Source organism: Tenacibaculum aquaeponti (assembly GCF_057221555.1).
In genome coordinates this window covers 2,385,698-2,405,369 of the sequence record NZ_CM170147.1, presented here as the reverse complement: position 1 = coordinate 2,405,369, position 19,672 = coordinate 2,385,698, and the positions used below count along the sequence as shown (strand labels likewise).

The window sequence follows — 19,672 nt, the reverse complement described above, 5'->3', positions numbered from 1 at the left end:
AAGATTTATTTTAGGCATATTTATTGCTTAATAGAGAGATAAATGAGTTAATTTGTAGTGTGTAACGTAATGATTATGAAAAAAATAGTTACTTGTTTATTATTATCTAGTATTACTAGTTTATTTGGACAAAAGATATTTTTTAATATAGAAAATGATACAATTGGAAGCACTTTTTCGATTCGAAAAGTGACAAATGAAGTAGTGCGAAACATCACACTAAAAGAACTAAACTTCGAATTAGAAAAAATAAGTTTAGATGAAGGATATTACTACTTAAAAAAAGAAGATGAAGAAGTAGTTCTGTATATCAAACCAGAACATGAACTTACTATAAAATTTGACTCGGAAGATTTTAGAAATTCAATGGAGTTTTCTGGCAAAGGAGCTTCAATCAATAAGTTTTTATCAGAAAAAAACGCTTCGCGTTTAAATGGAAATGCAAATACAAGAAAGTATTTCGATCGTGAATTTTATGAAGGAGATGAAAATGCGTATCTCCGTAAAATCGACGGTTACTACAAAGGTCTCTATGGAATTTTATTCTCTGGAAACTTAGATAAAGATTTTGTTGATGAAGAAATGAAAAACCTTCAGTTTGGTTATTCTTTAGATCTATTAAGGTTTGAAGATGCTAAATCTTTTTATCAATTTAAAGATAGTATTAATCCTTCAAAAAGGTTTTTAGAACCACTAAGTCATATTCATTTTGATACCGATCATCTTTTTGAAAAATACAATTCTTACGCAGAGTTAAGTATTCTAAAATGGCGAAAAGATCTTGAAAATGCTGAGAATCTAAAAATGATGCGAGATATCTTGTCTTCAATTCGCACTGATGCTTTAAAACAAGGTGTTTTAGAGAGTTTGTTTGAATTAATGAGTAAAGACACTCCAAAAAGAACAAGAGACTATTACAGCTTAATTAAATCGAATTCTTCTACACTAGAATTAATTGCTGATGCAAGAGTGAAATATGATCAGGTTCGTTTGGTAGAAGCGTCTAAAAATTTATCTAAGTTCGATTTTCTAACAGAAAATGAAGAGGAAGTAAAACTTTCAGAATACAAAGGCAATTATATTCTAATGAATATTTGGGCTTCTTGGTGTGAAACTTGTGTCGAAGATTTTAAAACTATTGAAAAACTTAAAGATGATTACCACGATTATAATATCGTTTTTGTAAACATTTCTGTAGATAAAAAAGAGGATTTTGAAAAGTGGAAAAATATTGTTGAAAAAACGAATAAAAAAGGAACACATTTATTTTTCAATGGATCTAAAGGAAAGTTTGTGAAAACCTATAATATTTCTTCTTTTCCAACAGTAGTTTTGTTATCAGACAAAGGAAAAATTTTAAATGATAAATTGAAAATCAATAGTAAAAAAACAAGAAAAATCTTGAATAAGATTTTTATAAAGTAAAATTATAGTAGTTAAAAGTCATTCCCTATTTTTGCAGGGAATGCACATAGATTATATACTTCAAATAGGTGAATTTCACACCAACCATTGCGAAGACTTTTTACTTATTGAGAATACAGCTGATCATGAAAGATTAGTGGCTGTTTTTGATGGTTGCTCATCTGGAAATGAATCTGTTTTCGCCTCAATTTTATTCGGGAAACTATTAAGAAACATCAGTAAAAAAGAGTTCCACAAAGACTTTATCACAAAAGAAAAAACGAAATTATCGGATAAATTATATACTATTTCCGAACAATTTTTTAATGAACTAAAAGTAATTAAAAACCTGTTAGATCTAGATGTTTATGAACTACTTTCTACTCTAATTTTGGCTATTGTAAATACAGAAACAAAAGAAACAGAAATTTTAATAGCTGGAGATGGTTTAGTTACTGTTAATCAAAAACATTATGATTTTGAAAGTAGTGATAAACCTAATTATTTAGCATATCATTTAAAAGATTCTTTTCATAATTGGTATCATAATCAAACACAAAAAATTACGGTTCCTAATTTTAAAACACTTAGTTTAGCCACAGATGGAATTTTTGCTTTTAAAAACTTAAAAAACAGTAAAACGTATAAGTCTGAAAATGAAATTATTTGTTTTCTTTTACATGAAGAAAAATCAATGACATTAAAGTCAAAAATTAAGACCTTAGAAAGAAACTTTGATTATGTTCCTACAGATGATATTGCGATTATTAAAATAGAAAGTTACACAAATGAATAACTCACATTTTAAAAAGGTTTTAGGCTTACTATTAGCTACTTTTTTTATCAGTACATCGGGAGTTTTAGGTCGATATATTGCCATGCCTTCTGAAGTAATTATCTTTTTTAGAGCAGCTTTTGCTATGGTAATTTTATTTGTGTTTTTACAAATTAAAAAAGAACCGTTATCGTTAAAATCTAAAAGTCATTTTTTACCATTTCTTATTGCAGGTGTTTTCATGGGAATCCATTGGATTACCTATTTCTATGCATTAAAACTTTCGAATGTTGCAGTAGGAATGTTGTCTTTATATACATTTCCTGTTCTTATTGCTTTTTTAGAACCGGTTTTTTTAAAGGTAAAATTCAATCCGATTTATATTGTTCTTGGAGTTTTAGTTTTACTTGGTTTATACATTTTATCACCAGATTTTACTTTTGAAAACACAACCGTTCAAGGTATGATTTTCGGAGTAATTTCAGCATTGTGTTATGCCATCCGAATTTTGATTTTAAAACGTTATGTTAGTCAGTATAACGGTGTGGTTTTAATGTTTTATCAAACCGTAATTATTTCAGTTTGCCTCTTCCCTACACTATTTTTTATGGATATTTCTGGTGTACAAAGTCAGTTACCATATTTACTATTGTTGGCTTTTTTAACTACAGCAATCGGACATAGTTTAATGGTATATTCTCTCCAGTTTTTTACAGCATCAACTACAAGTATTATTAGTAGTGTACAACCAATTTTCGGAATTATTCTAGCATTCATTTTCTTACACGAAATTCCAAATATGAATACATTAATCGGTGGAAGTTTAATTTTAGCTACTGTAGTTATAGAAAGTATTCGAAGTAAGAAAAAGTAAATTAGTCAATACCTAAATCTGTTGTCATAGCATGACGAAGTTCAATCTCATTCACAGGTAAACCAACAGAATCACTTACAATTCCAACAACTATTCGTTGGATATCATACTCAGAGATTGATTCTGTAATATCAATGATTTTTTGATAGTTCAAAGAAATTATCCAGTCGACTAATTGGCCGATATTACCCTTTGTTACAGGTGATCTACGTTTGAAAATTTTTAAACCTAAAATTTTGACATGAGTATCTAATTTATCGTTAAAATCTAAAGGAACCAATTTTGGTAGTGTAAGTTGTAAAAATCTTTCTAAATCTTTCCATTGAAAGTCTAAATTATTAAGCTTAAAAATGTCCATTATCGGGGTTTTTAATTCAATGGTTATTGTACTTGATGTAGTTTCTAAGATTGCCTTTTTAAGGCGGTTAAAAAGAAGGTCTTTTCTTTTATTATTTTGATGTAAAATCCTTTTAGTTACAGCATTTATCAAATCTTGAACAGTGTAGATTTGCTCACATTCTTCATCTGGAATATCAATTTTAAAGATTTTCTCTACAGTAACAATAAGTTCAACACTATCTAATCCCATAAAACTTATCGCATAGTTACATCTTCATAATTTCGTCGTACAAAATCAAGAGCATTTTCTAAAACTTCCCCCATATTTTTACTCTTTTTAAAAGAAATATCTTTTGTAAAATCGTGAATCTGCATTTTTAAACGATCTATGTTTTCATTTGTAGAAATCTCATCATTTTTCATACAAAAAATTAATTCATTTAAACGATCTTCAGAAGATAAAATACGTTTAGCTACAATCGATCTTTCTTCTAATTTATATTGTTCAATAGAATTTTCTTGAAGCTTATCTCCTACTAATTGTACCATTGGATAATTTTCTTTGAAAAACTGCGGATAATACACTTTAAATTTTCCTTCGAAACATTGTTGATCAAAGTCAATTGCTCTAATTTTATATACCACACTATCAAAATCGTGGGTAGGAACAATCACATAATTGTACGAACGCATATCACCTAGCAAACGAATCATACAACGTTCGTTAAATTTTACAAACTCTTTGGCAATTTGAGATTTTTCAGGTTCAGTACAACTCGGTAAAATTTCTTTAATAAATGTATCTCCAGGAATTCCGGCAATATGTTCTTCGATTAAAGTGTCTTTATACACCAAAAAGTTAAGATTGTATGGCGATAAAATATGCTCTAATTCTAAACCATAAACACGTGAAGCATCTGTTTTTTTAACGTAAAAATACGTGTAGTTATCGTTCAAAACATTTCTCACTTTCACACGGAAAGGTTTTGAGTTTCCAAAAGTACAATAATCAACAGCATCAATATTTAAATATTGAATGTTGTCTTCGTTACCGTTGGAGTGTAAAATGTTGTAGACTTTCTTTAAACTCAAATCAATTTCTTGTCGATCAAATTCAGAAAAATAAACACGAACCCAAAGCGTATCTTCATCGTTCTTATCATACACAACAACAGAGCCTTGAAAGCGAAGTAAATCTTCATAAAAAATTGGAATCTTAATATTTCTGCTGTGTTCTATCAAGTAATCATTTAAAAAGTGATTGATAGGAAAAGCAGGTTTTTTTTTCGACATTAATTTTTCTTCTGAATGCTCCATTGGGGTGTTTTTTTCAAATGTAAGTATTTTAAATGAAGATTTTTTTGGAATAGTATTTGCAACCCAAATGAAAAGCTAAAAGACTATGAAAAACTATAAGATTACTATTCCAGAACCTTGTCATGAAAACTGGCAAAAAATGACCCCAAATGAAAAAGGAAGATTTTGTGCTTCTTGTTCTAAAACTGTAGTTGATTTTACTAAAAAATCGACAAAAGAAATTCAAGAATATCTTACAGAAAATAAAGGAAAAAGAGTTTGTGGTCATTTCTACAGAAAACAATTAGATTCTATAGTAATTCAATTACCAGATACTGTTTTCAATACGAATTTATCATTTCAAAAACTGTTTTTTCTAGCGCTATTTATTGCGATGGGAACAACATTATTCAGTTGTAAAACAGAACAAAAAACTCAGAAAATAGAGAAAGTGATGTTGATTGATAGCATTACTAAAATTGAAAAAACAATAGATTCCTTAACAGTTTTCAATCCGAAAGATTCTGCAATGAAAACTTCTTGTGAAACCAAAACTGTTACTAATGAAGAAGTACCTGTTGTTGGAGGTTTACCTAAACCTGAAGAAATAGAAATTGTTGAAGAAGGAGAAGTAATTGTTGAGGTAATGGGAGACATAATTGAAGAAGAAGTTATAGATATTGGAGGTGTACCTATTGTAGAAAATTACGTTGAAAGAAGAGATGGAATTGAACCGGTAATGGGAGATCTTATAACTGAAGAAAAGAAGGTTCAAGAATTTCATTCTTTTCGTTTTGTAGACAAACAACCAAGATTTAAAGGTGTTGTTAAAAGAGCAAATGAAACATGGGAAAAGAACTTTGAACGAAAAATGAATGAATTTGTAACAAAAAACTTTGATTTTTCTACTATTGAAAACTTAGGATTATCAGAAGGAAAAAAGAAAATGTTGACTCAAATTACAATTGATAGTTTAGGTAATGTAAGTAAAATTGAAACTAGAGCACCGCATCCTTTACTTAAAGAAGAACTCAAAAAACAGTTTGAAAAACTACCGCGATTTATTCCAGGAAAACACAACGGAAAAAATGTAAGTGTTCGCTATATAATTCCAATAACCTTTATGGTTGAGTAACACTTTATAAGTACATTTGTAGATAAACTTTTGAAATAGAAATTAAAAAGATGAAAATTTTAATCATCACAGGACCACCATATTCTGGAAAAGGAACACAGTGTGAAATTTTAAAGAACCTTTTAAATTATAAACACATTTCTACAGGTGATCGTTGTAGATTGGAAAAAGAACAAGGAACTGAAATCGGCAAAGAATTATCAAAATATGAAAAGAAAGGAGATTTAGTTCCAGATCAAATCATGAAAACATTATTCAGTCAAATTTTAGATGAAAACAGATCTGAAGAAGGAATTATCTTAGACGGCTATCCAAGAACTATTCCGCAAATGGACGATCTGTTAACTTTAGTTTCTGAAAAAGGATTAAGCATTGAAAAGGTAATTGATATTGAAGTTCCGAAAGAAGAACTATTACTTCGAGCTAAGAAACGAGCAGAAACTTCAAATCGAGAAGACGATAAAGATCCAGAAACGCATTTAAAACGAATTCGAATTTTTGAAGAAACCACAAAGCCAGCGATTGCTTACATGAAAACAAAGTTAGAAGTAGCAACTTTCGATGGAATGGGTTCAATAGAAGAAATTACAGCACGAATTACAGCAAGTATATAACAACAAAAAAGTCTCTTGAAAAAGAGACTTTCTTTATATTTCAAACATCTTTCCTGGCAAAGGTTTTATAATTCCTCTTAATTCCATTTGAAGTAATAAAGATGATAGTTTATATACCGGAATTTCACAATCTAATGCAATTACATCCAAGAGTTGTTTGCCGTTTTTTAATAAATAGTCATATACTTTTTGTTCTAATTCATTTAAATTAATGAATAATTCTGTCTGTTTAACAGTAGGTTTTTCTTGTACATCCCAATTCAGCATTTTTACTAAATCTTCAGCAGAACTCAATAAATGTGCTTGATTCGATTTTATTAAATTGTTACAGCCTTTACTGTAATAATCTGTTATTTTTCCTGGAACTGCAAAAACATCACGATGATAAGAATTAGCGATATCTGCGGTAACTAAAGCTCCTCCCCGTTCAGCAGATTCTATAATAATTGTTGCTTTAGACATTCCAGCAACTATTCTATTTCGTTTTAAAAAATTTTCACGCATAGGTTGTTCGTTATGCCAAAACTCAGAGATAATTCCGCCGTTATTCATAATTTTTGGCAAAAACTGTTTGTGTTTTTTCGGATAAATCTCATTAAGTCCGTGAGCCAAAACAGCGATATTTTGTAAATCATAATCAAAAGCTGTTTGATGTGCGCAAATATCTACACCATAGGCAAGTCCGCTTACAATTAAAGGATTATATTTAGCTATATCTTCAATGAAATTTCTGCAAAATTCCCTTCCATAATTTGTCATATTTCGAGTTCCAACAATAGAAATAATACGATCAGTTTTCCAATTTAATTTTCCGTCATAAAAAAATAATAATGGAGCATCTGTACAATTTTGTAGATTTTTAGGATAATCAGCATCAAAACAATATGAATAAGAAATTTTATGTTTCTGAATATATTCAAGTTCTTTGGTGGCTAATAGAAGTGTTTTTTCATTGAGAAGATGTTGAACAATGTACTCTCCTATCCCATCGATTTTAAGTAAAGCAGATTTTTTTTCTTTAAAAATTTGCGATGCAGATCCCAGCGTGCGTATCAATTTTTTTGATATAATATCACCAACTTTTGGTGTTGACTGTAAACGCAATACAGCCAATAGTTCTTTTTCTAGCATTTTCTTTTTCTTAATTTAGAAGACCAAAATTTTAAAAAATCTAGTCTACTAAACACAAATATACTTTTTTTAAATCAACAAAAAAGCTAACTTTGTACTTATGATGATGAAAAGCTACATAAAGGAATTATTATATCGTTACGATTGTGTGATCGTTCCGAACTTTGGAGGATTTGTTACAAACACAACTACAACTCAATTAGTTGATGGTGTTTTTTATCCACCTACAAAGAAGATTTCTTTTAATGCACAGTTGCAACATAACGATGGTTTGTTAGCAAATGAAGTAGCTTCGATTTTAAACATTTCATTTGAAGAAGCTGTAGCTAAAATTTCTGAAGTTGTTACTGAATGGAAAACAACTTTAAAAGTTGGAGCTTTAGAAATTAATGAAGTGGGTACTTTGGTTTTAAATGAAGAAGATCAATTAGTATTTAAGCCAGAAAGTACTACAAATTTCCTTACGAGTTCTTTTGGTTTCTCATCTGTAAGTTATCCTGTAATTGAAAAAGAAGAAAAGGTAATACCTCTACCAACAATTACTTCTTTTGATGAAGAGCAAATAACACAAGATGAGCAAACTACAAATAAGCCATTTAGAATTACTAAATACGCAGCAGCGGCTGCAATACTTTTAGCTGGTGCGGCTGCATTTCAACAATTTGCACCTAAAAGTAACCTTGATACTTTAGTAGCAGAACAAAATTTAGTAGAAGAGAAAATTCAGAAAGCGACTTTTGTTATTGGTGATAAATTACCAACAATAAGTTTAGACATTACTAAGGAAAATAAGGAAACTGTTTTCATTATTGCAGGAGCTTTTCAATTAGAAGAGAATGCAGAAAAGAAAATAGCAGAATTAAAACAAAAAGGATATAGTAATGCTAAGATTATTGGAAAAAACCAATGGGGCCTTACTCAAGTTTCTGTAGCTAGTTATTCTTCTAAAGAAGCTGCAAAAGAGGCTATTGAAACTATTCGTGAAGAAGCATCTAAAGATGCTTGGATTCTTGTAAAGTAAAAACGATATTTTCTTGATTAAAATTTTAATCCTTTCTTAGGGTTTAATTATCTTTGCGGCAAATTTTAGATATGGAAGCTAAAACGCCACAACAATCAAAAACAGTACTTACAGATTTAGTATTACCTGGAGAAACGAATTATTTAGATAATCTTTTCGGAGGAGAATTATTAGCTCGTATGGATAGAGCGTGTAGTATTGCTGCTCGCCGTCATTCTAGGAGAATTGTTGTAACAGCTTCTGTAAATCACGTAGCATTTACCAAGTCTGTTCCAGTTGGAAGTGTAGTTACTTTAGAAGCGAAGGTTTCTAGGGCTTTTACATCGTCTATGGAGGTTTTTGTTGATGTTTGGATAGAAGACCGTCAATCAGGTGAAAAAACGAAGGTAAATGAAGGTATTTATACGTTTGTAGCCGTAGACGAAACAGGGAAACCTGTGCCAATTCCTAAAATAAATCCACAATCAGAATTAGAACAACAACGTTTTGATGGAGCTTTACGAAGAAAACAATTAAGTTTAATTTTAGCTGGTAAAATGCAACCTAAAGAAGCTACAGAACTTAAAGCTTTGTTTGATTAGTCTTTCTTTGTAATTTTATCTATTTCACCATTCTCTGAAAGCATAATAGCTATTGATCTTGTTTTTTCAAATTGAGAAAATACAATAATCATAATTACAGTGATAGGAACCGATAGTACCATTCCTGTAATTCCCCATATTTTGCCCCAAACAGATAAAGCTAAAATAGTTACTAAAGGGCTTAAATTTAAAGATTTACCAAATAAACGTGGTTCAATTACATTACCTACAACAACTTGAATTGCTCCAACAGCTAAAGCAATAATTATAAATGGAGTAAACTCTCCAAACTGAAGTAAACTAAAAATTGCAGGGAAAATTGTTCCTATCAAAGAACCTACAGTTGGAATGTAGTTTAATAAGAAGATTAAAAAGGCCCAAAAAGGTGCGCTATCTACACCAACAAAAAGCAAAACAAAATAGCTTAAAATACCAGTTAAAAGGCTTACATAGGTTTTTAAACGCAAGTAATTTGAAATTGAATCTTCAATTTTATCTAGCATTGTTTGGATATTGTTATAATTATTTCCTTTGCTTAGAATCATATATAACTTTTTTACAAAGCTACGCTCCTCAAGAAATAAGAATAAGGCATAAATAATAATCATAAATGTATCACCTAATAAACCACTTACACCATTTGCGATATCACCTAAAACAGAACCGTAATTAAAATCTCCTACAACAGATTTTATAGATGTTAAAATATCTACATTTAAATAATTACCTAAATCAGTTATAATACGTTCTATATTAGGTTCGTATTTTGTGTATGATTCGGTAACATTAGTAACGCTATTAGTAATAATTTCAGAAATAAAACCAAAGGCTAAAATGATTATAGAAAAGACCAAAATGTTGCTAATCCATTTTGGGATGAATTTTTCTGCAAAAGGAATTTTATAGATAAGTTTTCTGATTTCTCTAGTAAAAAACCAGAAGATAACAGCAAAAATGAACGGAATTAAAATTCCTTTACCAATTACTAAAACAGCAATAATAGCTGTAGTAACTATAATAAAATTAGAAGCTTTATTCATTAATTTGATTTAATCCAGTTAGCAGGATCTAGTTTTTGGGTGTTTTTTGAAAGTACAAAAAGCAATTCTGTTTTTCCGGTTACTCTATTGGTAAAAACTTTTCCAATAGGAGTTCCAGTAGTAACGTTTTGGTTGTTTTTTACAAAGACAGTTCTAAGGTTAGAGTATGTTGTAATATAATCTCCATGCTGAACCATAACACTTTTTGTTCCTTTATCTGTTTTAATAATACTTAAAACCTTCCCATTAAAAACACTTTTTGCATCATCTCCTTGTTTTCCTCTAATGTGTAAACCAGTACCATTAATCGTAATCGATTTAAATGTAGGATGCGGTTGTTTTCCAAATTTTCTGGTAATAACCCCATTAATTGGCCAAGGTAATCTCCCTTTATTTTGCTCGAAGTTCGCTTTTAAAGTTTTTTCAGCTTTGGTTAATAAAAATTCTCCTTTTTTTGCTTTTCCTTTTTTTCCTTTATTTGCCTTTGCAATAGCTGCTCTAATAATTCGATCAATTCTTTTAGCAACAGCTTTTTCTTCTTTTATTTTTTTATTTAACTGTCGTTTATATTTACTTTCTTGTTTTTTTATTTTCGTAACTAACTCTTCTTGTTCTTCTTTTTCGCTTTCTATTCTGTTTTTTTGGTTAGTTTCTGTGTTAATTAAAACTTTTTTCTGATTTTTCTTTTTAGTTAAAGAATCATTTAAGCGTTCTATTTCTTTAGTTTTATATATAATTTTTTGCGCTTGTTTTTTCCTAAAACTTTTATATTGTTCAATGTATTTTATTCTCTTATATGCTTGTAAGAAATCTTCTGAAGATAGTAAAAACATGGTTTTACTTTGCTGTGATTTACTCTTATACGATTTAAAAACCATATCAGCATAATCGGCTTTTAAATTTTTTAGTTCTGTATTATTTACAGTTATTTTCTTTTCATTTTGCTTAATTTCTTTATTCAATTCTTCTGTCTCTAACCGAATTGTTTCAATAAGCTGTTCACGAACAGTTATTTTCTGACTTAAATCTTTTAAGTCATCTAAAGCGTTTGTTTTTTCTTTTTTAGTTTCAAAAAGTAATGAGTTAATCTTTTTTATGTCCTTGTTTATCTTTTTACGGCGTTTTTCAAGCTCTTTTCTCCCTTGTGCATGAGATGAAAGAGAAATGCATAAAAAACTTAAAATAGATATGTAAAAAAGCTTTTTCACTATAATTTGATTTCTTTATATCCAGAAGGTATTCTGAATGGCATTTCTAAATTAGTATTGAAGTTAATAGATCTAACTTCTATATTAATGTTGGTAAATTTATTCTTCTCTTTAGCTGTAATTACTGTTCTTTTAGGAAATAATAAATTATCTTTTTTAATATAATCAGTATAATCAATATCTAATCGCTGTTCTTTTAATTGATTAACTAAATATTGTTTTTTTAATTTATAGTGATCGGGGTGTATTTGATAAAAAATATCAAATAACAAAGGTTGTTTTTTAGGATGAAGTTGATAAGAGCGATTCACAATATCAACTTTTTGTTTATTCTCAGATATATTTAGAACGGCTTGACCCAGTAACATATTTTGAAGTTGTTCAAAATTAACATCAAAACCTAAAAGTTTCTTTAGCATAGTAAAATCACCTTCAAAATAATTTTTTTTGTACGGAGAATAAAAGCTTACTTTTTCTGGAGTTATTTTAGCTTTAAAAACAGTAATAATTTTAGTTCCTTTTAACCATATAACTTCATCTTTTTTGATTTTCATTTTTACTGAAAAACCAATATCTTCTTTTTTGTCTTTGTATCTAACTTTTAATTTTGCATCGATAGTATTTCCTTCAAAATTAGAAGCTAAATGCCTTTTAACTACTTTTCTTGCAGATAAGTTTTTTATAGCAGAAGTACTTGTAGTTTCTTTAGTAGATTTACAAGAACTTAAAGTTGCGATAATTAATGTGGTAAGTATAAAGTATACTTTTTTCATTGATTACTTAATTTTTTTCTGGTATTTGTTAATGTTTTGGGTATCTCCAGTTCCTTTGTAAGCTTTCAATAACTCTACATAAAACTTTTGTTCCATTTTTCTGTCATCAATAACAAAATCAATACCATTTTGAAGTGTTTCTATAGCTTTTTTATATTGCTTAGTATTATTTAACGCAATACCATTCATAAGATATACCAAAGGTTGTGCAGGAAATAAACCTAAACCTTTTTCACTATATAAAAGCAAATCTTTATTGCTCTTGTTTTTTTCAAGTTGTTTTAAAAGAGAAGTTAAGTTTTTGAATGATTTATCATTGTTAAATACAGTTTGTAAATCTTCCTTTACAATAGATTTTTTAATCGAACGATCAATTTTATTAACGTTCTCTAACTGATTTTTTAATCTGCGTAAACGGCCATCTAAAAGTTTTGCTTTTTCTAAATCGTTAAGAAGTTTTTTAGCTTTAGACCTTTCATTATTCATTAAATAAAGAAAGGCTAACTCTCTCTTTTTTTTAGGGAATTTTTCGCCTATTTTCTGTTGAATTTCAATAGCTTTATCAAAACGACCAGATTTCCTGTATACTTTAACTAAGTGTTCACGAATCCAAAGATTTTCTGGGTCTTTAGTTAATGCTTGATTTGCATATTCTGTAGCTTCTGGAATTTTCTTTAATTCAAAATAGTTTTTAGAAAGTTCGAAAAGTACTGCTTTATCATCGGGGATGATGGTGTTACATTCTTCTAATTGTTGTATTGCTTTTTGATGATTGTTTATAGCTTTAGAAGTTATAGCATCAAAAAACAATTGCTCAAATTCAATTAGCTTTTTTTCAGAAATAGAAGCTTCTAAAACAAGACTGTCTTGAGCATAAATTTGAGAATTAATAAAAAACAAAAAGGAGAGGAGAAAAGGTAAGATTTTAAATACCTTTTTATACTCTCCTAAAGTTTCTTTTTTATGTAAGTTCTGTATAATCACCGATACTTATTGATGTAAATTTTCCATTAAATTTAGTAAAATTACCAATCATAGCGTTATCAAAATTGGCATTGCTTATTTGCACATTCGTTTGAATTAGAGAGTTTGTTATCGTAGCGTTTTCTACAATACTGTCTTCTCCTATAGATACATAAGGACCTATTTTTGTGTTTTTCAACACAACATTTTTACCTACATAACAAGGTTGAATAATTTCTGAATTTTCCAATACAACATCATCAGAAACTAAATTATTACCGTCAGCAGCTTCAAATTCTAATACTTGTTTGTTAGTATCAACCGTTGGATCTTTTTTACCGCAATCCATCCATGCATCAACTTTACCAGGTATAAATTTAGCACCTTGTTGCTTTAAAGATTCTAAAACATTTGTTAATTGATATTCATTATTTTCTTTTAGGTCGTTATCAATTAAATATTGAATTTCTTCTTTAACTTTATCTCCGTTTTTAAAGTAATAGATTCCAATAATTGCTAAATCAGATACAAATTCTTTAGGTTTTTCAATAAAATCTGTAATAAATCCGTTGTCTAATTTTACAACACCAAAAGCGCTTGGATCTTCAACTTGTTTTACCCAAATAGCACCATCAGCATTTGTGTCTAAAGTGAAATCAGCTTTAAATAAAGTATCAGCATAAGCTACAACACATGGTCCACTTAAAGATTCTTTAGCACAGTAAATAGCATGTGCAGTTCCTAGAGCTTCTTCTTGAACATAAACTGAACCTTTTGCTCCTAAATTATTAGCAATTTCAATCAGTTTTTGTTTTGTGTTTGAAGGAAAACCTTTTTTAGCAGGACCGATAACAAAAGCGATTTCTTCTATTTGTTGATCGATTACTTTACTGATATCTTCAACTAATCGCTGTACGATTGTTTTTCCAGCAATTACAGTTAAAGGTTTAGGAGTAGTAAGAGTATGAGGACGTAAGCGAGAGCCTACACCTGCCATAGGAACAATAATTTTCATTTAATCTTTCTAGTTTATTTTATTACCGCAATATACTATATTAATTTTTTTTGAGGTAAGGATTATATTCCTTTAGGAATAGCATTGATTAGAGTTTTTGTATATTCTTTTTTAGGGTTTTTATAAATATCATCTGCATCACCAATTTCTTCAATTTTTCCAGTATTCATTACAATAAGTTGATCAGACATATATTTTACAACAGAAAGGTCATGAGATATAAAAATGTAAGTGAAATTGTATTTTAATTTTAACTCGTTCAAGAGGTTTAAAATTTGAGCTTGAACAGAAACATCTAAAGCAGAAACTGATTCATCACAAATTAACAATTTGGGGTGTAAGGCTATAGCTCTAGCAATTCCTATTCGTTGACGTTGTCCACCTGAAAATTCATGAGGATATCTATTATAATGAGTAATATCTAAACCAACATTTTTAAAAAGTTCTAAAACATAATCTTTTCTTTCTTTTTTATTAGATAGAATTTTATGAACTGTCATTGGTTCCAAAATCGCTTCACCAACTGTTTTTCTGGGATTTAATGAAGAAAAAGGATCTTGAAAGATAATTTGAATATCCTTTCTTATTAGTTTTAATTCTTTTGTGTTGAGTTTAGTAATGTCTTTTCCTTGAAAGAAAATTTCACCGTCTGTAGCTTCTTCTAATTGTAAAATAGTTCTAACTAAAGTTGATTTTCCACAGCCTGATTCTCCTACTAAACCTAATGTTTCGCCTTGGTATAAAGAAAAAGAAACATCATTTACTGCTTTTACTATGTTTGGTTTTGTAAATAAAAATGATTTAGAGATAAATTCTTTTTTAAGATTTTTGACTTCTAAAAAAGGAGCTGTATTATAAATTTTTTTATGATAAGCTTTTCTTTCTTCTTTTGAAAAAAAATTGTTTTCTACAGTTTCATTAATAAAATCTTTTACCGTTGGCAGCTTTTTTAAACGCACATTATCTTTTGGTTTAGAGTTAATCAATGCTTTGGTGTAGTTTTCTTTCGGGTTTTTGAATACTGTAGTGGCATTTCCGTATTCTACAAGTGCTCCTTTGTACATAACAAGAACATCATCTGCAATTTCTGAAACTAAATTTAAATCATGTGAAATAAAAAGAATGCTCATTTTAGTTTCTTCTTGTAAATTTTTTAATAATAATATTATTTCTTTTTGAACGGTTACATCTAGTGCTGTTGTTGGTTCATCAGCGATTAACAAAGCAGGTTTACATGCGATAGCCATAGCTATCATTACACGTTGTTTTTGACCACCACTAATTTCATGTGGAAAACTATTATAAATTTGTTTAGGTCTTGGTAATTTTACTTTTTCAAATAAAGAAATTACTTCTTCTCTAATCTCTTGTTTAGATAGCTTTGTGTGTAGAGATAAAATTTCAGCAACCTGTTTGCCACATGTTATTGTTGGATTTAAAGAACTCATAGGTTCTTGAAAAATCATAGAAATTTTGTTTCCTCTATATTTTCGAAATTCTTTTTCTGAAAGAGTTAATAATTCTTTTTCGTTAAACAAAATTTCTCCACATGTTTTAGCTTCTTTTGGTAGTAATCCCATTATAGCTAAAGATGTTAACGATTTTCCACTGCCACTCTCACCAACAATACCTAAAATCGAGTTGAATTTTATTTTGAAATTAAGTTTGTTAATTACTTTAATTCCTTTGAATGAAATTGAAAAATCCTTAATTATAACCATAAAAAATGATGTAAAAATACTGTATTATTAAAAAACATAGGGTAACTCTATCTATTTTAAATAATTAACCTTGTTTTTTTTGGATTAAAATAAAAAAAAATTATATTTGGCGCACTATTAACAAAATTTTAAGGTTTCGTTTAGGTTTAATTAAACACGAAAACTTATATTTTATAACCCTTCAAAAAATGAAAAACAATTACTTGCCAAAAGTATTGCTTTTCGCTGGTTTGTTGTCTTTTGGATTACAATCTAATGCACAAAGCGAAAAGCAAATTGAGCAAATTCGTAGTAAGTACGATTTGACAAAACTTCAAAGTATTAAAAAGAACATCCAAACCAAAGAAAGTAAGCAAAAGCGCGAAGCTCTTCAAATGGCTAAACAAAAAGGATGGGAAACAAGAATTCTTAAAAAAGATGGAAGTATTATGGAGCTTCAGAGAGTTGTAAATGGTAAGCCTATTTACTATACAACTTTTAATGTTGATGCTGCAAAATCTACTAGAACAAATCATTTACATTCAGGAGGATCGTTAGGATTAAACTTAATGGGACAAGGAATGACTGCAAATGTTTGGGATGGTGGAGGAACACGTAACACTCACCAAGAATTTGATGGTGCAGGAGGAAATAATCGTGTTACTACAATAGATGGTTCTACTTTAAATGGAAATAGTTTTCATGCTCAGCACGTAACAGGAACAATTGTTGCTTCTGGTGTACAAGCTGATGCTAAAGGTATGGCGCCACATGCAAAAGCAAGAACTGCAGATTGGAATAATGATAAATCTGAAGCAACTACAGAGGCTTCTAATGGTATGATTATTTCTAATCACTCATATGGTTTTGCTTTTAGAAATCAGTTAGGTCAAGTTCAATTACCACAGCATTATTTTGGTGGTTATATAGATGAATCTCGTGAATGGGATGAGATATTATTTAATGCACCAAACTACTTAATGGTTGTTGCTGCTGGTAACGATGGTAATGATAACACTGCAAATAATAATCCAACTGGAGGATCAGGATGGGATAAATTAACAGGACATTCAACTTCTAAAAACAATTTAGTTGTAGCTAATGCTCAGGATGCTAATATAGACGCTAATGGAAATTTAGTTTCTGTTTCTATAAATAGCTCGAGTAGTGAAGGACCAACTGATGATATGCGTATTAAACCAGATATTACTGGTAATGGAACAGGAGTATATTCTACTTATGATAATAGTGATACAGCATATAATTCTATTACTGGTACGTCAATGGCTTCTCCAAATGTAACAGGTTCTTTATTGTTATTACAACAACATTATGGAGATCTTAATAGCGGAAGTTTAATGAGAGCTGCAACTTTAAAAGGTTTAGCGCTTCATACTGCTGATGATGCAGGAGCTTCAGGACCAGATGCTGTTTTTGGATGGGGGCTTTTAAATACAAAGAGAGCTGCTGAAGCAATTACTGCTAACGGAAATGGATCAAAAATAGAAGAGTTAACATTAAATAGTGGACAAACATATACTATTACTGTTGATTCAGATGGAACAAGTCCATTATTAGCTTCTATTTCTTGGACAGATAGACCAGGTACTGCTAATACTACTGTAAATTCAACTACGCCAGTTTTAGTAAATGATTTAGATATTAGAGTGACTAAAGGAGGAACTACTTATTTTCCATATGAATTAACAAGTCCTACTACGAGTGCAAAGCAAGATAATAATGTAGATCCTTATGAAAGAGTTGATGTTAATGGAGCGTCAGGAACTTATACGATTACAGTTACTAATAAAGGAAGTTTAGTTGGTGGAAGTCAAGCGTTTTCATTAATAGTTACTGGTGTTACTGGTACTCCTGCAGTTTGTAATGCAACTATTCCTACGGGTGTTGGTGTTACTGGAGTCTCTCAAACAGAAGCTACTGTTAACTGGTCGTCAGTTGCTAGTGCGACTTATGATGTAAGATATCGTCAAACAGGTACTTCTTCTTGGACTGTAAATGCAGTTTCATCAACTACTACTAGTTTATCAGGATTAAGTGCTGGAACTCAGTATGAAGTACAAGTTCGTAGTAAGTGTTCTGATGGAACAAATTCTGCGTATAGTTCTTCAACTACATTTACAACAAATACACCAGCTGCATGTCAAGCTTTACCATACAGTGAAAGTTTTGAGAGTAATGATGGTTGGACTCAAGTTGGTGGAGATGATGGAGACTGGGTTAGAGATAGTGGAGGTACTCCTTCAAGTAGTACAGGACCAAGTTCTGGAGCGGATGGTTCATTCTATATGTTCCTTGAAGCTTCTACTAATGGTAGTGCAGGGCAAATAGGAAATAATGCTACGGCTATTTTAGAAAGTGGATGTTTTGATTTATCAGGAAAATCATCAGCTACATTTGCGTTTAAAAACCATATGTATGGTACAGATATGGGATCTTTAAAAGTTCAGGTTTCTTCAAATGACGGAGCTACTTGGACTGATGTTTGGAATCTATCAGGAAATCAAGGAAATCAGTGGAATTCTGCTTCTGTAGATTTAGCTAGCTATTTAGGAGCTACTATTAAATTAAGAATTGTAGGTTCTACAGGAAATGGATGGAGAAGTGATGTTGCTATTGATGATTTAGAGTTAACAGCTGTAAATGCAGGATCAGATACTCAAGCACCTTCTGCACCATCAAATGTTCAAGCCTCAAGTATTACACAAACTACAGCTACTGTTAGTTGGTCTGCTTCTACAGATAATGTAGGTGTGACTGCTTATGAAGTATTCCAAGGTTCTACAAGTTTAGGAACTGTTACAGGAACTTCTGCAAATTTAACAGGTTTAACAGCTGATACATCTTACACAATTTCAGTAAGGGCTCAAGATGCTGCAGGGAATGTTTCAAATGCTGGAACAGTTACATTTACTACATTAAGCGATAACCCAACACCAACTTATTGTACTTCTAGTGGTAGTAGAACTCAATATGAATGGATTGATAAAGTAGCTATAGGAGGAATTAACAATGTTACAGGAGCAGGTTCTGGATATTCAGATTTTACTGACCAAGTAGGAACTTTAGTTAGAGGAACTACCAATTCTATTGTAATTAGTGCTGGTTTCTCAGGATCTTCTTATACTGAATTTTGGGGTGTTTGGATTGATTTTAATAGGAATGGAACATTTGAAGATAGCGAAAGAGTAACTTCTGGATCTTCTTCAAGCTCTGGAGATTTAACAGATAGTACTGTTATAGTACCAGCTGATGCAGTATTAGGAAATACAAGAATGCGTGTTTCTATGAAATATAACTCTAACCAAACAGCTTGTGAAAACTTTGGAGATGGAGAAGTGGAAGATTATACTATTAATATTGTTGCTTCATCAACAAGTTCAAATTTATTCACAACATTTAGTGATGCAGATGAGTTAGGTAATGAAGATGCAATGAGTGTAGTTGCATATCCAAATCCTGCAAGAGACTTTGTTGAAGTAAAACTTAATACTAAAGGAGATGCATTAAATTCATATAAAATTGTTAATACTATTGGACAAGTAGTTCAAAAAGGTGAATTAACAAATGGAAGAATTAATGTTTCTAAATTAAATTCTGGTATGTATATATTAGAAGTTAATTATGGACCAAAAATATATAACACTAAATTGGTTAAAAGATAAACCCTTCAATTATTTACAACCAATCATAAAGCTCAAACTTTTGTTTGAGCTTTTTTTTTAGTTTTTAAGAATAAAAAAAAACAGGATAAACCCCTGTTTTTTAGTTTTTAAGAGTTTTTA

The 19,672-nt window shown here is 30.0% G+C and carries 17 protein-coding genes; 8 read left to right on the top strand and 9 right to left on the bottom strand.

Annotated elements, in window-relative coordinates:
- Positions 1-75: 75 nt before the first annotated feature.
- The 3 genes from AC2TEO_RS10785 to AC2TEO_RS10775 are packed head-to-tail and all read left to right on the top strand — an operon-like array spanning position 76 to position 3,053.
- Complete coding sequence (locus tag AC2TEO_RS10785; RefSeq protein ID WP_442264828.1) at positions 76-1,425, top strand: TlpA family protein disulfide reductase; 1,350 nt, start codon at positions 76-78, stop codon at positions 1,423-1,425.
- A gap of 40 nt (positions 1,426-1,465) precedes the next feature.
- Positions 1,466-2,200: a protein phosphatase 2C domain-containing protein gene (locus tag AC2TEO_RS10780; protein ID WP_442264827.1), complete on the top strand. Its 735-nt coding sequence runs from the start codon at positions 1,466-1,468 to the stop codon at positions 2,198-2,200.
- Positions 2,193-3,053, top strand: coding sequence for a DMT family transporter (locus AC2TEO_RS10775; protein ID WP_299678164.1), 861 nt, complete (start codon positions 2,193-2,195; stop codon positions 3,051-3,053). Before AC2TEO_RS10780 ends, AC2TEO_RS10775 begins: the two co-directional genes overlap by 8 nt.
- Position 3,054: 1 nt before the next feature.
- Here the strand turns inward: AC2TEO_RS10775 and AC2TEO_RS10770 are convergent, their stop codons facing one another.
- Together AC2TEO_RS10770 and AC2TEO_RS10765 are read right to left on the bottom strand one after the other, a co-directional pair.
- Positions 3,055-3,642 carry an acyl carrier protein gene (locus AC2TEO_RS10770; protein WP_442264826.1) on the bottom strand — a complete coding sequence of 196 codons (588 nt, stop codon included), beginning with the start codon at positions 3,640-3,642 and terminating at the stop codon, positions 3,055-3,057.
- Between the two features lie 5 nt (positions 3,643-3,647).
- Entirely contained in the window at positions 3,648-4,709 is a 1,062-nt protein-coding gene (locus tag AC2TEO_RS10765) for a hypothetical protein (RefSeq protein WP_442264825.1), read from the bottom strand.
- Between the two features lie 85 nt (positions 4,710-4,794).
- Between AC2TEO_RS10765 and AC2TEO_RS10760 the strand changes: the two genes are divergently transcribed.
- Positions 4,795-5,823, top strand: a complete 1,029-nt coding sequence (locus AC2TEO_RS10760; protein ID WP_442264824.1) for an energy transducer TonB — start codon at positions 4,795-4,797, stop codon at positions 5,821-5,823.
- 50 nt (positions 5,824-5,873) lie between these two features.
- Entirely contained in the window at positions 5,874-6,437 is a 564-nt protein-coding gene (locus tag AC2TEO_RS10755; protein WP_442264823.1) for an adenylate kinase family protein, read from the top strand.
- A gap of 33 nt (positions 6,438-6,470) precedes the next feature.
- Here AC2TEO_RS10755 and dprA read toward each other — a convergent pair whose 3' ends face one another.
- Complete coding sequence (gene dprA, locus AC2TEO_RS10750; RefSeq protein ID WP_442264822.1) at positions 6,471-7,568, bottom strand: DNA-processing protein DprA; 1,098 nt, start codon at positions 7,566-7,568, stop codon at positions 6,471-6,473.
- A 100-nt stretch (positions 7,569-7,668) separates the two neighbouring features.
- On the opposite strand from dprA, the gene AC2TEO_RS10745 reads away from it, so the two are divergent.
- Both AC2TEO_RS10745 and AC2TEO_RS10740 read left to right on the top strand, forming a co-directional pair.
- The gene (locus AC2TEO_RS10745; RefSeq protein WP_442264821.1) at positions 7,669-8,589 is read left to right on the top strand and encodes an HU domain-containing protein; all 921 of its coding nucleotides are present in this window, start codon (positions 7,669-7,671) and stop codon (positions 8,587-8,589) included.
- 71 nt (positions 8,590-8,660) lie between these two features.
- On the top strand, positions 8,661-9,170 hold the full coding sequence (locus AC2TEO_RS10740; RefSeq protein WP_442264820.1) for an acyl-CoA thioesterase: 510 nt from the start codon (positions 8,661-8,663) through the stop codon (positions 9,168-9,170).
- Here the strand turns inward: AC2TEO_RS10740 and AC2TEO_RS10735 are convergent.
- The 6 genes from AC2TEO_RS10735 to AC2TEO_RS10710 form a co-directional block, all read right to left on the bottom strand.
- The gene (locus AC2TEO_RS10735) at positions 9,167-10,210 is read right to left on the bottom strand and encodes an AI-2E family transporter (RefSeq protein WP_442264819.1); all 1,044 of its coding nucleotides are present in this window, start codon (positions 10,208-10,210) and stop codon (positions 9,167-9,169) included. The genes AC2TEO_RS10740 and AC2TEO_RS10735 overlap by 4 nt on opposite strands.
- Entirely contained in the window at positions 10,210-11,418 is a 1,209-nt protein-coding gene (locus AC2TEO_RS10730) for a murein hydrolase activator EnvC family protein (RefSeq protein WP_442264818.1), read from the bottom strand. The genes AC2TEO_RS10735 and AC2TEO_RS10730 overlap by 1 nt, the downstream gene beginning before the upstream one ends.
- Entirely contained in the window at positions 11,418-12,191 is a 774-nt protein-coding gene (gene lolB1, locus AC2TEO_RS10725) for a lipoprotein insertase outer membrane protein LolB1 (protein WP_442264817.1), read from the bottom strand. Before lolB1 ends, AC2TEO_RS10730 begins: the two co-directional genes overlap by 1 nt.
- A gap of 3 nt (positions 12,192-12,194) precedes the next feature.
- A complete protein-coding gene (locus AC2TEO_RS10720; protein ID WP_442264816.1) occupies positions 12,195-13,175 on the bottom strand; it encodes a tetratricopeptide repeat protein in 981 nt (326 codons plus the stop codon).
- Positions 13,153-14,169, bottom strand: coding sequence for a sugar phosphate nucleotidyltransferase (locus tag AC2TEO_RS10715; protein WP_442264815.1), 1,017 nt, complete (start codon positions 14,167-14,169; stop codon positions 13,153-13,155). Before AC2TEO_RS10715 ends, AC2TEO_RS10720 begins: the two co-directional genes overlap by 23 nt.
- Positions 14,170-14,231: 62 nt before the next feature.
- Positions 14,232-15,890 carry an ABC transporter ATP-binding protein gene (locus AC2TEO_RS10710; RefSeq protein WP_442264814.1) on the bottom strand — a complete coding sequence of 553 codons (1,659 nt, stop codon included), beginning with the start codon at positions 15,888-15,890 and terminating at the stop codon, positions 14,232-14,234.
- A gap of 188 nt (positions 15,891-16,078) precedes the next feature.
- On the opposite strand from AC2TEO_RS10710, the gene AC2TEO_RS10705 reads away from it, so the two are divergent.
- On the top strand, positions 16,079-19,552 hold the full coding sequence (locus tag AC2TEO_RS10705) for a S8 family serine peptidase (RefSeq protein WP_442264813.1): 3,474 nt from the start codon (positions 16,079-16,081) through the stop codon (positions 19,550-19,552).
- Positions 19,553-19,672: the final 120 nt, after the last annotated feature.

Excerpts from the sequence above, each read along its gene's own strand:
- AC2TEO_RS10785 (WP_442264828.1), top strand. The coding sequence starts at position 76 with ATGAAAAAAATAGTTACTTGTTTATTATTATCTAGTATTACTAGTTTA.
- AC2TEO_RS10780 (WP_442264827.1), top strand. The coding sequence starts at position 1,466 with ATGCACATAGATTATATACTTCAAATAGGTGAATTTCACACCAACCAT.
- AC2TEO_RS10775 (WP_299678164.1), top strand. The coding sequence starts at position 2,193 with ATGAATAACTCACATTTTAAAAAGGTTTTAGGCTTACTATTAGCTACT.
- AC2TEO_RS10770 (WP_442264826.1), bottom strand. The coding sequence starts at position 3,642 with ATGGGATTAGATAGTGTTGAACTTATTGTTACTGTAGAGAAAATCTTT.
- AC2TEO_RS10765 (WP_442264825.1), bottom strand. The coding sequence starts at position 4,709 with ATGGAGCATTCAGAAGAAAAATTAATGTCGAAAAAAAAACCTGCTTTT.
- AC2TEO_RS10760 (WP_442264824.1), top strand. The coding sequence starts at position 4,795 with ATGAAAAACTATAAGATTACTATTCCAGAACCTTGTCATGAAAACTGG.
- AC2TEO_RS10755 (WP_442264823.1), top strand. The coding sequence starts at position 5,874 with ATGAAAATTTTAATCATCACAGGACCACCATATTCTGGAAAAGGAACA.
- dprA (WP_442264822.1), bottom strand. The coding sequence starts at position 7,568 with ATGCTAGAAAAAGAACTATTGGCTGTATTGCGTTTACAGTCAACACCA.
- AC2TEO_RS10745 (WP_442264821.1), top strand. The coding sequence starts at position 7,669 with ATGATGATGAAAAGCTACATAAAGGAATTATTATATCGTTACGATTGT.
- AC2TEO_RS10740 (WP_442264820.1), top strand. The coding sequence starts at position 8,661 with ATGGAAGCTAAAACGCCACAACAATCAAAAACAGTACTTACAGATTTA.
- AC2TEO_RS10735 (WP_442264819.1), bottom strand. The coding sequence starts at position 10,210 with ATGAATAAAGCTTCTAATTTTATTATAGTTACTACAGCTATTATTGCT.
- lolB1 (WP_442264817.1), bottom strand. The coding sequence starts at position 12,191 with ATGAAAAAAGTATACTTTATACTTACCACATTAATTATCGCAACTTTA.
- AC2TEO_RS10715 (WP_442264815.1), bottom strand. The coding sequence starts at position 14,169 with ATGAAAATTATTGTTCCTATGGCAGGTGTAGGCTCTCGCTTACGTCCT.
- AC2TEO_RS10710 (WP_442264814.1), bottom strand. The coding sequence starts at position 15,890 with ATGGTTATAATTAAGGATTTTTCAATTTCATTCAAAGGAATTAAAGTA.
- AC2TEO_RS10705 (WP_442264813.1), top strand. The coding sequence starts at position 16,079 with ATGAAAAACAATTACTTGCCAAAAGTATTGCTTTTCGCTGGTTTGTTG.